This window comes from Aneurinibacillus sp. UBA3580 (assembly GCF_002375825.1).
Lineage (GTDB): Bacteria > Bacillota > Bacilli > Aneurinibacillales > Aneurinibacillaceae > Aneurinibacillus > Aneurinibacillus danicus.
Genome location: NZ_DFMZ01000089.1, coordinates 1 through 13,421 on the forward strand (window position 1 = coordinate 1; position 13,421 = coordinate 13,421).

Below are 13,421 nucleotides of genomic sequence, written 5' to 3' on the forward strand. Positions count from 1 at the left end.
AGGACATTTTCGTATAAAAAGGATATGTAAAATACCCTTTTGAGGTGCCAGCCCCTTTTTGGCTTATTTACACCTTTATACAATAAATCAACTAATGCTTCCCCCCCTTTTTTAAATGGCATATTAATAAAATTATACAAAAAAAGGAAATTTCCTTCTTGGAGAATTAAGGTGAGCGTCCGATAATAGCCATTACGGTAATAAGATCTGAAAAATTTTACACATGTGGCCCCTTATTCCTCGAATCGTTTCCGTACCTTTATATAAAGATGAAAAAAGAAGGTGGTCCGGATTCGGATCACCTTCTTATGTGTGCGGAGTTCGCAGTGTCATCCAATGGATTAGTGGACGTTGCGGTAAACGCCGATCACTTTGCCCAGGATGGTCACAGCAGGAAGCAAAATCGGAGCCATCGTCGGATTCTCCGGCTGCAGGCGAATGTGATTTTTTTCTTTGAAGAAACGCTTTACCGTGGCTTCGTCTTCTTCCGTCATCGCAACGACAATGTCCCCGTTGTTGGCGGTTTGCTGCTGGCGGACAATGACATAATCTCCGTCGAGGATGCCGGCATCAATCATACTTTCCCCTTGAATGCGCAGCATATAAACGGTGTCGTTGCCCACTATATTCTCCGGAAGCACGAAATATTCTTCGATGTTTTCCACGGCTGTAATCGGCATACCGGCCGTAACTTTCCCCATCACCGGCACTGTAACCGTTCTTACCGTCTCAAGCGCAGCGGCACCGCCCCGTTCACCGTCTAAAACCTCAATGGCGCGTGGCTTGGTCGGGTCCCGGCGAATCAATCCCTTCTTCTCCAGGCGGGCCAGATGGCCGTGCACCGTAGAGCTGGAAGCAAGGCCTACCGCTTCCCCGATTTCCCGCACGGAAGGCGGATAGCCTTTCTCCTTTACTTCTTTCTTTATGTAATCCAGGATGGCGAGCTGACGGCTGGACAGCTTTTTCATACCAACACACCCCATTCTATGGAATCTTTTGTTGAATTTATTATACCAACATTTGTTCCGGGATACAAACATAAGTTCTAATTTTTTATTGACAGGAACGCCTGTTCGAAATATTATAAAGAAGAACGAACGTTCTTATTTTGTTTTGGTTCTAACATACATAGACAAGCATACACTTCATTATCAGCGTAAAGACGGTTAAAGGGGGATACTGGTTTGAACAAGAAATCGTTGCTTATTGGAATTATAATTGGGATGGCTATCCTCAGCATGGCGAATCTGGTGTTCGCATCAATCGGAGTCAGTAACGCGGCCGAGCCGCAGGGCATAGAAGTGGTTGTGGAACCGGGCGATACGCTCTGGGCTATCGCTGACCGGTATAATGAGCAGGCGGACATGTCCATTAACGAGTTGCTCTTCTATATTCAACGGGCGAACGATTTGAAGTCCGCCATTGTACAGCCAGGCGATCATCTCACTATCCCGATTGAATAGACAAAAAGTTTATCATTTAAGTAAATCGTGCTATAATAGGAGAACATTTTACTTATAGAGAGGAGACTCCAGCCGGCATGGTTACCGAAGAGAAAATTAGACGAATTAACGAGCTGGCAGCCAAGTCGAAACGCACCGGATTGACGGAGAAAGAGAAAGCGGAACAGACGGCGCTGCGTAATGAATACATCCAGGCGGTTCGCGGATCCCTGAAGGCCAATCTCGATTCCATTCGTTTAGTCGATGAAGAAGGACACGAACTTGGACCGCTGCAAAGGAAGAAAAAATATAAACATTAACTAAAACCCTCCCCGCGCCCGGAGGGTTTTGTCCGTATACAAGGGAATGGGGCTGAGAGAATGAAGGTAGGATTATACGCAAGGGTAAGCACCGAACGCAAAGAGCAGGAGACAAGCTTACAGCGGCAGATGGAAGAATTGCGACAGTATGCGTTGCAAAACGGATGGACCGTCATCCATGCGATTTCTGAGCAGGAAAGCGGATTTGATTTGGAACGACCGGGGCTCATCGCTTTGCTCGAGGCGATGTCGGATGGAGATATAGAGGCTATCGTCATTCAGGATGAATCTCGGTTGGGTCGCGGCAACAGCAAAATCGCACTCCTGCATCAAATTCGCAAGTTAGGCGGAAAAGTGATTTCTCTTGACAACCAGGGCGAGCTGCAGATAAGTGAGATGGAGGGCATGGTGCTTGAGATTCTCGCAGTCGTGGAAGAGTATCAGCGCCGGCTGACCAACCATAAAATTTCGCGCGGGATGCGGCGTGCCATCGCGGAAGGATTTCGTCCTGAACAGAATTTGAAAAATACCGATCAAGGCGGACGCAGGCGCAACGATCTGCCGATGGAAGAAATTATAAAGCTGCGGCGCAAAAAGCTCACATTTGAAGAAATTTCCTTAACCTTGCGAGGGTTGGGTTATGAGGCATCCCGCGCCACCGTCCACCGCCGCTATCGTGAATACATGGAGACGCTCGCGAAAGACGAAAAAGCATAATAAGCGTCCGACTTCAAAAACCTGCCGGATTCATTGCGCCCGTGCCTATCGTCAAGAGCCGGGCGCTTTTTGCTGGAAAAACAGGAATTTGAGCGTACAATGATGGTGAAAATGAGAAAAATAGAGTATAGTAATAGTTTGAGCAACGCAAAATAACAGAAGGGATGAGGCGAGTGACCGCAATCACAAGAGAAATGGTGGAACTGCTGGCGCCCGCCGGGAACTGGGAATGTCTCAGAGCGGCGGTGGCGAATGGCGCGGATGCGGTTTTCTTCGGAGTCGAGAAGTTTAACGCCCGGGCAAGAGCGGACAACTTTCGGATGGACGAGCTGCCGGAGATTATGGCGTATCTTCATAAATATGGTGTTAAAGGTTTTTTGACGTTCAATATTCTAGTATTCGAAGACGAAATGGAAGAAGCACGGGAATTGGTAGACGCTTGTATCGACGCAGGCGTGGACGCCGTGATCGTGCAGGACATGGGGCTTGTAAAGCTAATTCGCGAGATATCCCCCGACTTCCCCATTCACGGGTCAACCCAGATGACGATTACGTCACCGGAAGCAGTTGAATTTATGAAACAATACGGCCTTGAAGTTGTTGTATTAGGCCGTGAAAACAATTTAAAACACATTAAAACGATTGCCAGCAAGACGGATACGCCGCTTGAAGTATTTGTGCACGGCGCGCTGTGCGTCTCCTATTCCGGCCAATGCCTGACTTCGGAGATGTGGGGCGGCCGTTCCGCAAACCGAGGCGAATGCGCGCAGGCCTGTCGTTTGCCGTATGATTTGATTGTCGATGGCGTTCAAAAAGAGATGGGTAACATCGCCTATTTATTATCTCCAAAAGATCTGGCGGCCATCGATTTGATTCCGGAATTGATTGAAGCGGGGGTAACATCGTTTAAAATCGAAGGGCGCCTGAAATCTCCGGAGTACGTGGCCAACGTGGTTAGTAAGTACCGTAAAGCAATTGATGAATACTTTGAGGGGAATGAGTACGAGCCATCTGCCGCGGATATGCGCGAGCTGCAGCAAAGCTTTAGCCGCGGATTTACGCACGGATTCCTGGAAGGAACCAATAATAAGAAGCTGGTGGACGGTACGTTCCCGAAAAGCCGCGGCGTGTATCTGGGCACGGTGAAAAAAGTGCTGAAAGATGCGGTGCTGTGCGAGTTGGAAGCTCCACTGAAGCGCGGAGACGGCATCGTGTTTGATGCAGGCAACCCGCAGGAAAAGGAGGAAGGCGGGCGCGTCTACGACTTGCGCAGAAAGGGACGGAAAATCGAGGGCGAAGTACAGGACGGTCTCATTGAAATTGTTCCGGGGCGCCACGATGTCAAGCTTAGCCGTGTGCATGTCGGCGATAAGATTTGGAAAACAAGCGATCCGGAACTTGATCGCAGACTGCGCAAGACGTTCGAGCATGACCGTCCATACCGTCCGTTCCCGCTCTCTGTGCGCGTTACCGGCAGCGCAGACAATCCGCTGGTATCCATCTGGCGCGATGATAAAACCGGCGGCGAGGTAACGGTTGTCTCTGAAGTAAATCTTGAGCAGGCGATGAAACGTCCGCTGAACGGCGACTATTTGTATGAACAATGGGGACGCCTCGGCGGCACAATTTACGAGCTGCGCGAGTTGGAACTGTCACTTGAAGGCGATGTAATTGTTCCGGTGAAAGAGTTGAACCGGATGCGCCGTGAAGCGGTCGAGCGGCTCATGGCGCTTCGTGAACAGCCGCGCACGTATATCCGACGGGAACCAAAAGAACGTGAGGCACTTCATATCCGTACGAAAGCAAGCCGTGCAGCAGCGGAAGCACCGAAACTCATCTCGCTGTGCCGTACAATGGAGCAGATACACGCGTCCGCACAGACGGATGTAGACTATATCTATGCTGATTTTGAATTTACTCGCGACTACCCGGAAGCTGTGGCGGCAGCACGCCAGCACGGCAAACGTATTGCACTGGCCACACCGCGCATCCACATGCCGGGCGAGCAGGGCGTGTTAAACGGTATCCTGAAAGCGAAGCCGGATGCGATTCTCGTTCGCAATACCGGTGCGCTGCAGTATTTCAAACAAGCGGGTGTGACACTTCCGCTGTTCGGGGATTTCTCCCTGAATATCGCCAATCACAAAGCGGTGGAGTTGTTCCTCGAACACGGCCTTACGAAAGTAACACCGTCATATGATCTGAACATTCAGCAGATGGTAGATATGCTGCGGGTGTCGCCGACAGAGCGCATTGAGCTGGTGATTCATCAGCACTTGCCCATGTTCCATACCGAACATTGCGTATACTGTACGTTTTTAAGCGAAGGGACGGATTATACCAACTGCGGGCGTCCATGCGAAAGCCACCGGGTGTCCCTGCAGGATCGCATCGGCATGTCGCATCCGGTCCGCGTCGACATCGGCTGCCGAAACACAGTATATAATGCGATCGAGCAATCGGGCGCCGAATACATTTCGAACTTCCTGGAGCTTGGCGTGCGGGAGTATCGCGTCGAATTTTTAGAGGAAGACAGCGATAAAGTGCAGGAGGTTCTGCGCCTGTACCGTGAAGCGCTGAACGGAGAGAGAACCGGCACAAGTGTCTGGCGCTCCCTTAAAGCGACGAACCAGCTTGGGGTGACACGGGGACAACTGGTAAAGTAACGAATACGAATGTAAAGCTAGCAGTATGATAGGGGTGGATCGCCAGCGCGGTGATTCGCCCTTTTTCTGTGAAAATCACGAAGAAAGAAGAAGGAAGGGGAAGAGAAAATGAGATTCAGGGAAGAAAAAGGCGTTCGCCTTTTTCTACATTTACGCTCTCTTCTTCAGCTTTAATAGAGTCTCTGGATTATTTTTGTCGAATAAAAAGGAAATTTGTACTAGTATATTGGGCCTTAATCTATTGTGTGTCGAAAAAAACAATACCAATGAATAGAAATTAAAGCTAGAATAAAAGCGTAACCAAAGTTGTGTATCGATACATACCTCCTAATAGGAATCTATCAAAACAATCAGCATGCTATGAGAAAGAAAACGGACAATTGTGTGGGATGGTGAAGAAAATGAAAAAGCTAGCATTGGCCGCTCTCTTATCCATGGTCATCGCAACCCCGGTATCCGCCGCTTCGTATACCGTGAGCAAAGAGGATACCCTGTTTAAAGTCAGCAAACAATTTGGCGTCTCCATCGACGAAATTAAGAAGGCAAACAAATTGAGCAACGATGTTATCAAAGTGGGACAAGTCCTAAACATACCGGGAGCCAAACCGGCGTCCCGCGGCGAAAGTACAACGCAGCCCAAGGTTGCTACCCAGCACATAGCGGCGAATACGACCAAACGCAGTGCAACGGTATTATCTGTCCAACCAGCAAAAACGAATGCCGCTCCGGCTACATCAAAGACAACACAAACAAGCAAGCCGTCGGTAAAGAAACCGGCAATAGCTGTTACGCAGAATCAAATGACAAAGGTTTCGAGAGAAGAGACGAGAACGCCCGATCCGTCTCAAATGAATGCAGTCATCAACAATTTGCTGAACGTTCCGTACAAGTGGGGAGGCATGACCCCGGAAGGCTTTGATTGCAGCGGCTTTACTTCATATGTATTTAATTCCATCGGCATTACGCTGCCGCGTACCTCGCAAGCGCAATTTGATGCAGGACAAAGTGTAGAAGAAGGAGATTTAAAGCCGGGTGATTTGCTGTTCTTCGATTCGGAGAAAAAAGGCATGATTACCCATGTCGGGATATACATAGGCAACAACCAAATGGCGCATGCCGCATCCAAAAACGTTCGCATCGACAACCTTGACTGGTATTTTAAAAACTATCAATACTATGGCGCAAAACGATTCTTCTAAATTTGACCTCTTGTTTTTTAAAAGAATTATGCACTCATTTCTGCGCGGAACGTCAAAAATCGTTCCGCGCAGAAATGTTGTCCACTTTCTTATTTTTTGTTATAAAGCACTTTCTTCCTTCCCCTTTCCTTTTTTCATGTTTACGATTCCAGTATCAAATAAGATTTGTTGATTGTTCTATGTCATTTTTTTATTCATACGCTATACAGAAAACAAAACACATTATTATATTGAATTTTTAGAAAATATAGATTATATTAATGTTAAAATTTACATATAACATACTATCCGGTCAGTATGCTAGCTAAAGGAGGATGGTTATGAATTTCGATTACTCCGAGAAAGTGCAGAAGCTACGCAGCTCGCTTATTGAATTTATGAATGAAATTGTCTATCCGAACGAAAAAACGTATGAAGAACAGCTAAATCAAGCCGACAGCCGCTGGACTATTCCCCCTATTATGGAAGAGATGAAGCAGCAGGCCAAAAAAGCCGGGTTATGGAATTTGTTTCTGCCGGACAGCGAATATGGTGCAGGCCTAACCAATCTGGAATATGCCCCGCTGTGCGAAATCATGGGCCGCTCTTTTATCGCACCGGAAGTGTTCAACTGCGCGGCTCCCGACACCGGCAATATGGAAGTGCTTGTCCGCTATGGCACACAGGAGCAGAAGGACAAATGGCTGATCCCGCTCCTTGAAGGCGAGATTCGTTCCTGCTTTTCGATGACCGAGCCGGACGTCGCCTCCTCGGATGCAACCAATATTGAGGCGTCTATCGAGCGGGATGGCGGGGACTATGTCGTGACCGGACGAAAATGGTGGTCTTCCGGCGCGGGGGATCCACGCTGCAAGATTGCAATTGTGATGGGCAAGACGGATCCGAGTGCACCGCGTCATGAACAGCAGTCGATGATTCTCATACCGTTGGATACACCGGGTGTGAACATTACACGCACACTGCCGGTATTCGGGTATGATCATGCCCCGCACGGCCACGCAGAGATTGACTACGATCATGTGCGTGTACCGGCCGACTCGATTATCTGGGAAGAAGGCAAAGGATTTGCCATTGCTCAAGGGAGACTGGGACCGGGACGTATTCATCACTGCATGCGTCTTATTGGAGCCGCGGAACGTGCGCTTGAAGAATTATGTAAGCGCGTTCAACAACGCATTGCGTTCGGCAAAACCTTGGCACAGCAGGGCGTTATTCAGGATTGGATTGCCACTTCCCGCATTGAAATCGAACAGGCCCGCCTGCTAACGCTTAAAGCGGCTTATATGATGGACACGGTCGGAAATAAAGTGGCTAAAGCAGAGATTGCGATGATTAAAGTGGTCGCTCCCAATATGGCCCTGCAGGTGCTGGATCGGGCGATTCAGGCGCTTGGCGCTGCGGGTGTCTCCGATGATTTTCCTTTGGCCGCACACTGGGCGAACGCACGCACGCTTCGTTTGGCCGATGGCCCTGACGAAGTGCACAAAGCAGCGATTGCAAAAATGGAGCTGAAGAAATACAAAGACTTGAACCCACTGACCGTATAAAACCAGGAACCAACGATAAAACCAGGAATGGGAGCGTGTGACATGAACATACAACAATTGTTTGATTTAACGGGGAAAACGGCCATTGTAACCGGCGGGGGCCGGGGTTTGGGTGCACAGATTGCGGAAGGATTCGCCGAAGCGGGGGCTAATCTTGTCCTGTGCTCACGCCGGGTAGAAGCCTGCGAGGAAACGGCCGAGCGGATTCAAAAGGAGACGGGGGGGCAGTGCCTCGCCTTGCCATGTGATGTACGAAATCCGGAAGAAGTGCAGCGGGTGGTCGATCAGACGATGGAACGCTTCGGCCGTATCGACATTCTCGTCAACAACAGCGGTGCCTCCTGGGGTACGCCTGCGATTGATATGCCGTTAGATGCATGGAACAAGGTAATGGATATTAACGTGACCGGTACATTTCTCATGTCACAGGCTGTAGGCCGGGTGATGATAAATCAAAACGCCGGCAAAATCATCAATGTCGCCTCTGTCGCCGGATTGGTCGGTACCGATCCGCGCTTTATGGACGCGATAGGATACAGCGCGAGCAAAGGGGCCGTGATTTCATTCACAAAAGATTTGGCAGTAAAATGGGGGATCCATAACATCAACGTCAATGCGATCGCTCCGGGATTTTTCCCGACTAAAATGACCAGAGAACTCTTGGAGCACAACGGAGAACATATTCTTAACCATACTCCGCTCAAACGATATGGTACCGAGTATGATTTAAAAGGAAGCGCTGTGTTCCTAGCATCCGATGCTTCTAATTATGTGACCGGAGCTGTAGTGGTCGTCGATGGCGGCATGTCAGCCATGTAGCCGAAACGAAAGGTAAACATCTGTTTAATAGATTGAATTATTTAAAAACTATATGAAAGAAGCTTAATGTTCCATGAAATGAGAGGGTACTACGGACGATGAGGAGGAATTTAATGATGGTACGCGCCCACTTTGCCCACTGGCCAACACGCATTCCGACGACACTTTCGGTCCCGAAAACGACAATTGTCGATAATTTGGAAGTCACTGCCCGCCGCTACCCTGATAAAACCGCCATTCTTTATTATGGCACCTCCTTTTCCTACCGTACGCTGCTGGAAGAAGTAAATCGCATGGCGGCATACCTGCTTCATATTGGCGTCAAAAAAGGGGACCGGTTGCTCTTGTACATGCAGAACAGTCCGCAATTTATGATCGCCTACTATGCCATCCTGCGGGCCGGCGGCGTGGTCGTTCCGATCAATCCGATGAATATTACAGAGGAGCTTGCCCACTACATTGAAGACGGCGAGATTCGCACAGGCTTCGTCAGCCAGGAACTGTATGAACGAATCACCCCGCTGCTTGCGTCAAGCAGTCTCGAACGTTTGATCCTCGCTACTTATTCCGATTACTGCGCCAGCACGGCGGAGGAAGTGCCGAACATAGTCAAAGCGCCGCGTATGATTGTGTCTTCACCGCATGTGACACCGTGGACAGAGGCCATGGCACTTGAAGTAAAGGCAGGCCCTTTCCCCGAAACAAGCGCACGGGATCTGGCCGTACTCCCATACACATCCGGTACGACAGGCAAACCGAAGGGCTGCATGCATACGCACAAATCGGTACAGGCCAATATCGTATCTACCGCTTTCTGGAGTCCGATGAGTCCCGAGACCACGGTGCTGACGACTCTGCCGCTGTTTCATGTTACCGGCATGGTCCACAGCATGCACGCACCTATCTATATCGGCGCCACCATGGTCGTCATGACACGGTGGGATCGCAATACGGCGGCACTGCTGATTGAGCGACACCGGTGCACACACTGGACCGTGATTAGCACGATGGTGGTTGATTTTCTAGCAAACCCGCGCCTGGGTGACTACGACATCAGTTCGCTTGAGGTGATCAACGGAGGTGGTGCGCCGCTGCCGGAAGCGGTAGGCGAGAAACTGTATCAGGTGACCGGCATTCGCTTCGCGGAGGGGTACGGACTCTCCGAGACCATGGCGCAGACACATTTTAACCCGATAGATCGCCCGAAACTACAGTGTTTAGGCGTACCGGCATTCGATGTTGACGCACGGATTATCGATCCGGAGACATTGGAAGAGAGAGGTCCGAATGAGGAAGGCGAAATTATCGTGAACGGCCCGCAGGTGTTCGAGGGTTACTGGCAACGTCCGGAAGAAAACGAGAGCGCTTTCATTGAACTTGACGGCAAACGCTTTTTCCGTACCGGCGACATTGCGCGCTATGACGAAGAGGGCTATTTCTTTATCGTCGACCGCGTCAAACGTATGATTAACGCCTCCGGTTTTAAAGTATGGCCATCCGAAGTGGAATCGATTCTGTACAAACACCCGGCTATCCAGCAAGCCTGCGTTATCGGCGTGCCGGATGAGCGGAAAGGCGAAGAAATTAAAGCATATGTCGTTCTGCACGAAGACAAGCGCGGTCTGGTAGATGAGAGCGAGATTATCGATTGGGCACAGGAGCATATGGCGGCCTACAAGTATCCCCGCATTATAGAATTTGTCGAGGCGCTCCCGGTGTCGGGCAGCGGAAAGATTCTCTGGCGCAAACTGCAGGAAGCCGAATGGAATAGAGCGGGCAAATAACGGTGTATCATCAGACCCGGCGGGTGGGAGAAATATAGAAGTGGGGGTCTCTTGTGCAAAAATGATGAAAGACAAAATTCTTCAGCAGAGCATCGCTCTTTTTGAAAAGAACGGATTCAGCGAGACGTCCATCCAAGACATCGTAAATATGCTGGGTGTGACAAAAGGTACTTTCTATTACTACTTCACCAGCAAAGAACAGTTGTTGATGCAAATTCACCTGCAGTATATTGATAACATTCTTGAGCAGCAGCGCCGCATTATCGACCATTCTGATAAATCGTGGAAGGAGAAACTGTTTGATGTCGTTTACATGCTGATTCACCAGATTGAATCGCACGGGGCAAGCGCCCGCATTTTTTTTCGCGAACTTATCAACGTAAAAGGCGATTTTCTTAATAAGATTTTGGCCAAGCGCGATCAATTTCGTTTCAATTTTCAATATTTGATTGAACAAGGAATCGCAAACGGCGAATTTCGCGACGATTTGCCGGCGGACATGATGACGTTCGCCGTGCTCGGTGCCTGCAACTGGAGCTATATGTGGTTCAAACCGGAAGGGCCGGTGCTCGATAACGAAGTCGCGTGCATCTTTGTCGAGGTGTTTCTTAATGGAATGAAGAAGTAAGCAGCTTGTTTGGCTGCTTTTCTTGTTTTGTTACGTGTTTTTTGTTGAGAAGCAGGCCTGTAGAAGGTATGATAAAAATGAAAAAGTGTAAAGAAGTCGGCAAAGGCGAAAGAAAGGGGAAAAGCAGGCGTCATGAGTAAAAACATCGTTCTCTTAGGAGCCGGGTACGGGGGCATCTCGTTTTTAAACACAGTGCTACCGCACATTCCGCCTGATGTCCGAATTACGGTCATCGACAGGCTTCCGCACCATACCATTAAACCTGAATATTATGCGCTGGCCAGCGGATCGCTAAACGAAAACAAAGTGAAGGCGGCTTTTCCTGTACATAGCCAGGTCGATTATATCCAGGACGAAATCGAAGAAATTCAGATTTCTTTCCATAAAGTCATCTGCAAGCAGCAGGAAGTCCGGTTCGATCAGTTGATCGTGGCGCTGGGGTGCGTAGATAACCATTTCAACGTACCGTGGGCAGAAGAATACACAGAAAGCATTCAATCTTTTTCCAAGGCGATGAAGACACGCGCGAAAATCGATAACCTGCCGCCCGCAAGCCGGGTTGTTATTATCGGTGGGGGGCTTTCGGGCGTAGAATTTTCCAGTGATTTAAGCGAGCAGCATCGAGAGTTAAATATTACGCTTCTTGAGCGTTCGGAAGAGGTGCTATCCACGCTGCCGGACCGCATCCATAAATACGTACGACAGTACTTGGATGACCACGGAGTGGAGGTGCTGACCAACGTCAGCGTGACGATGGTAGACGACAAAGCCGTTTATTACGGTCCGGATCGCACGGCGCTGCCATACGACGTATGTGTGTGGACGGCGGGGATCATGCCGAATCCGCTCTCCAATCCGCTGCTTGCCTACAGTAATGCGGATCGCATGAACCGAATTGTGGTGAAAGAAAATTACGAACTGCCGTATTACAATGATATATTCGTTGTCGGCGACTGTGCAAGTTCGGAATTTGCACCTAGTGCACAGTTGGCGCACATCCAGGGCAAGCAGCTCGGCGAATACTTTATATCTGTGTGGAAGGGACATGAATACCGGCCGGAGCCGATTAAACTAAAAGGCGTGCTTGGTTATCTGGGCAAGAAAACCGGATTTGGACTTGTGAATGACAACATCTTATTGGGTAAAGTTCCAAACGTTATCAAGTCTGGTGTCCTCTGGATGCATAAGCATCATATGGGCTAGCGCATAAAAAGGGCCTTCTGCCTTCTGCGGTAAAACTGCAAAAAAAGAAAACCGTTGGTGACCGATTTTTCATGTCTGGGTTGCGGCTGGAAAGTCATAATGCTAGTCATATGTTCATATATAGTAATGATATAAAGATAGTTATATGATGATAGGAAAGCGTTTTCGTTTGCTGTTTGAATAGAGGTTTCGTAATTTATTTGCCAGGAGGGAGAAAATGTTCAAAACCATCATCCAACCACGCGTATCGGAAACAGACGGTGTAGGCCATATCAATAACACAACGGTTCCGGTATGGTTTGAGGCCGGACGGAATGAGCTTTTTAAAATATTTACGCCTGATTTGTCATTCGCCAACTGGAAGCTCGTTATTGTTAATACAAGCATCGATTATGTGAGCCAAATCTATTACGGAAAAGAAGTTGAAGTTCGTATATGGGTGCAAAAAATCGGCAATTCGAGTTTGGTTCTGCATGAAGAGATGCATCAGAATGACAAGCTGTGCGCAAAGAGCCGGACAACCTATGTAAACTTTAATCTTGCCGAACAGAAATCAGAGCCAATCCCACAACAGATTCGTGAACAACTTACAGAACATATGCTTGAGATACATACTGCGGAGATCGAGTCATAAACGAACGGTAAAAAAGCCAGTAAAATAAATTTTTGCCGGCTTTTTTATTTTCATCTTTTTTATCTCAAAATATCAATAAATCTTAATTTATGAGAAATATTTTCCTTACGTCCGATAATATATATTATGTTAACTAATAAAAATCCAGATGTACCACTAACTCCCCGCTCCAAGTGTTGTCGGACGACAAGAAACTACTCCTTCTCATGATGCTAACAAAATTACGATGTAGTTGCTTTAAAATTTTATAATCAAAATGAATCGATGGGTTTAGAATTCTTTTCTGTGCAAGTTCAGGCGCTAACTCTGCCCAATTTTTAAGATGATTGAGTATGAGGATGCTCATAAGTTTAGTAAATATCCAACGAGATGCTGCCCATCCTGTATAGGTTACATCTCCCTGGATGCGTTCCCATTTTTCGAATATTCGAGCTAAGTAACTCAACTTTCGCAGAATGAAAT

13 protein-coding genes are annotated in these 13,421 nt (G+C 48.3%); 11 read left to right on the forward strand and 2 right to left on the reverse strand.

All coding sequences use genetic code 11. The features are described 5' to 3' along the window. Positions 1-341 precede the first annotated feature (341 nt). The gene (gene lexA, locus B2899_RS12935; protein WP_146808920.1) at positions 342-968 is read right to left on the reverse strand and encodes a transcriptional repressor LexA; all 627 of its coding nucleotides are present in this window, start codon (positions 966-968) and stop codon (positions 342-344) included. Positions 969-1,184: 216 nt separating this feature from the next. Between lexA and yneA the strand changes: the two genes are divergently transcribed. The 11 genes from yneA (at position 1,185) to B2899_RS12990 (ending at position 12,959) form a co-directional block, all read left to right on the forward strand. Next, positions 1,185-1,463: a cell division suppressor protein YneA gene (gene yneA, locus B2899_RS12940; protein WP_286886351.1), complete on the forward strand. Its 279-nt coding sequence runs from the start codon at positions 1,185-1,187 to the stop codon at positions 1,461-1,463. A gap of 77 nt (positions 1,464-1,540) precedes the next feature. Beyond that, on the forward strand, positions 1,541-1,762 hold the full coding sequence (locus B2899_RS12945) for a DUF896 domain-containing protein (protein ID WP_146808922.1): 222 nt from the start codon (positions 1,541-1,543) through the stop codon (positions 1,760-1,762). A 60-nt stretch (positions 1,763-1,822) separates the two neighbouring features. Beyond that, the gene (locus tag B2899_RS12950) at positions 1,823-2,479 is read left to right on the forward strand and encodes a YneB family resolvase-like protein (protein ID WP_146808923.1); all 657 of its coding nucleotides are present in this window, start codon (positions 1,823-1,825) and stop codon (positions 2,477-2,479) included. Positions 2,480-2,643: 164 nt separating this feature from the next. Continuing rightward, on the forward strand, positions 2,644-5,145 hold the full coding sequence (locus B2899_RS12955; protein ID WP_174760592.1) for a DUF3656 domain-containing U32 family peptidase: 2,502 nt from the start codon (positions 2,644-2,646) through the stop codon (positions 5,143-5,145). Between the two features lie 401 nt (positions 5,146-5,546). Beyond that, the gene (locus tag B2899_RS12960) at positions 5,547-6,344 is read left to right on the forward strand and encodes a C40 family peptidase (protein WP_170230153.1); all 798 of its coding nucleotides are present in this window, start codon (positions 5,547-5,549) and stop codon (positions 6,342-6,344) included. Positions 6,345-6,664: 320 nt separating this feature from the next. Then, positions 6,665-7,891, forward strand: a complete 1,227-nt coding sequence (locus B2899_RS12965; RefSeq protein ID WP_286886356.1) for an acyl-CoA dehydrogenase — start codon at positions 6,665-6,667, stop codon at positions 7,889-7,891. A 42-nt stretch (positions 7,892-7,933) separates the two neighbouring features. Further along, the gene (locus B2899_RS12970; RefSeq protein ID WP_286886359.1) at positions 7,934-8,710 is read left to right on the forward strand and encodes an SDR family oxidoreductase; all 777 of its coding nucleotides are present in this window, start codon (positions 7,934-7,936) and stop codon (positions 8,708-8,710) included. 116 nt (positions 8,711-8,826) lie between these two features. Further along, on the forward strand, positions 8,827-10,494 hold the full coding sequence (locus B2899_RS12975; protein ID WP_286886365.1) for a long-chain fatty acid--CoA ligase: 1,668 nt from the start codon (positions 8,827-8,829) through the stop codon (positions 10,492-10,494). A gap of 64 nt (positions 10,495-10,558) precedes the next feature. After that, positions 10,559-11,122 carry a TetR/AcrR family transcriptional regulator gene (locus B2899_RS12980; RefSeq protein ID WP_286886367.1) on the forward strand — a complete coding sequence of 188 codons (564 nt, stop codon included), beginning with the start codon at positions 10,559-10,561 and terminating at the stop codon, positions 11,120-11,122. A 132-nt stretch (positions 11,123-11,254) separates the two neighbouring features. Beyond that, positions 11,255-12,325 carry an NAD(P)/FAD-dependent oxidoreductase gene (locus B2899_RS12985; RefSeq protein ID WP_286886361.1) on the forward strand — a complete coding sequence of 357 codons (1,071 nt, stop codon included), beginning with the start codon at positions 11,255-11,257 and terminating at the stop codon, positions 12,323-12,325. A 217-nt stretch (positions 12,326-12,542) separates the two neighbouring features. Next, the gene (locus B2899_RS12990) at positions 12,543-12,959 is read left to right on the forward strand and encodes an acyl-CoA thioesterase (protein ID WP_146808928.1); all 417 of its coding nucleotides are present in this window, start codon (positions 12,543-12,545) and stop codon (positions 12,957-12,959) included. Between the two features lie 133 nt (positions 12,960-13,092). Here the strand turns inward: B2899_RS12990 and B2899_RS12995 are convergent. Next, positions 13,093-13,421: hypothetical protein (locus tag B2899_RS12995; RefSeq protein WP_286886363.1), on the reverse strand; the 329-nt coding region annotated here is incomplete at its 5' end.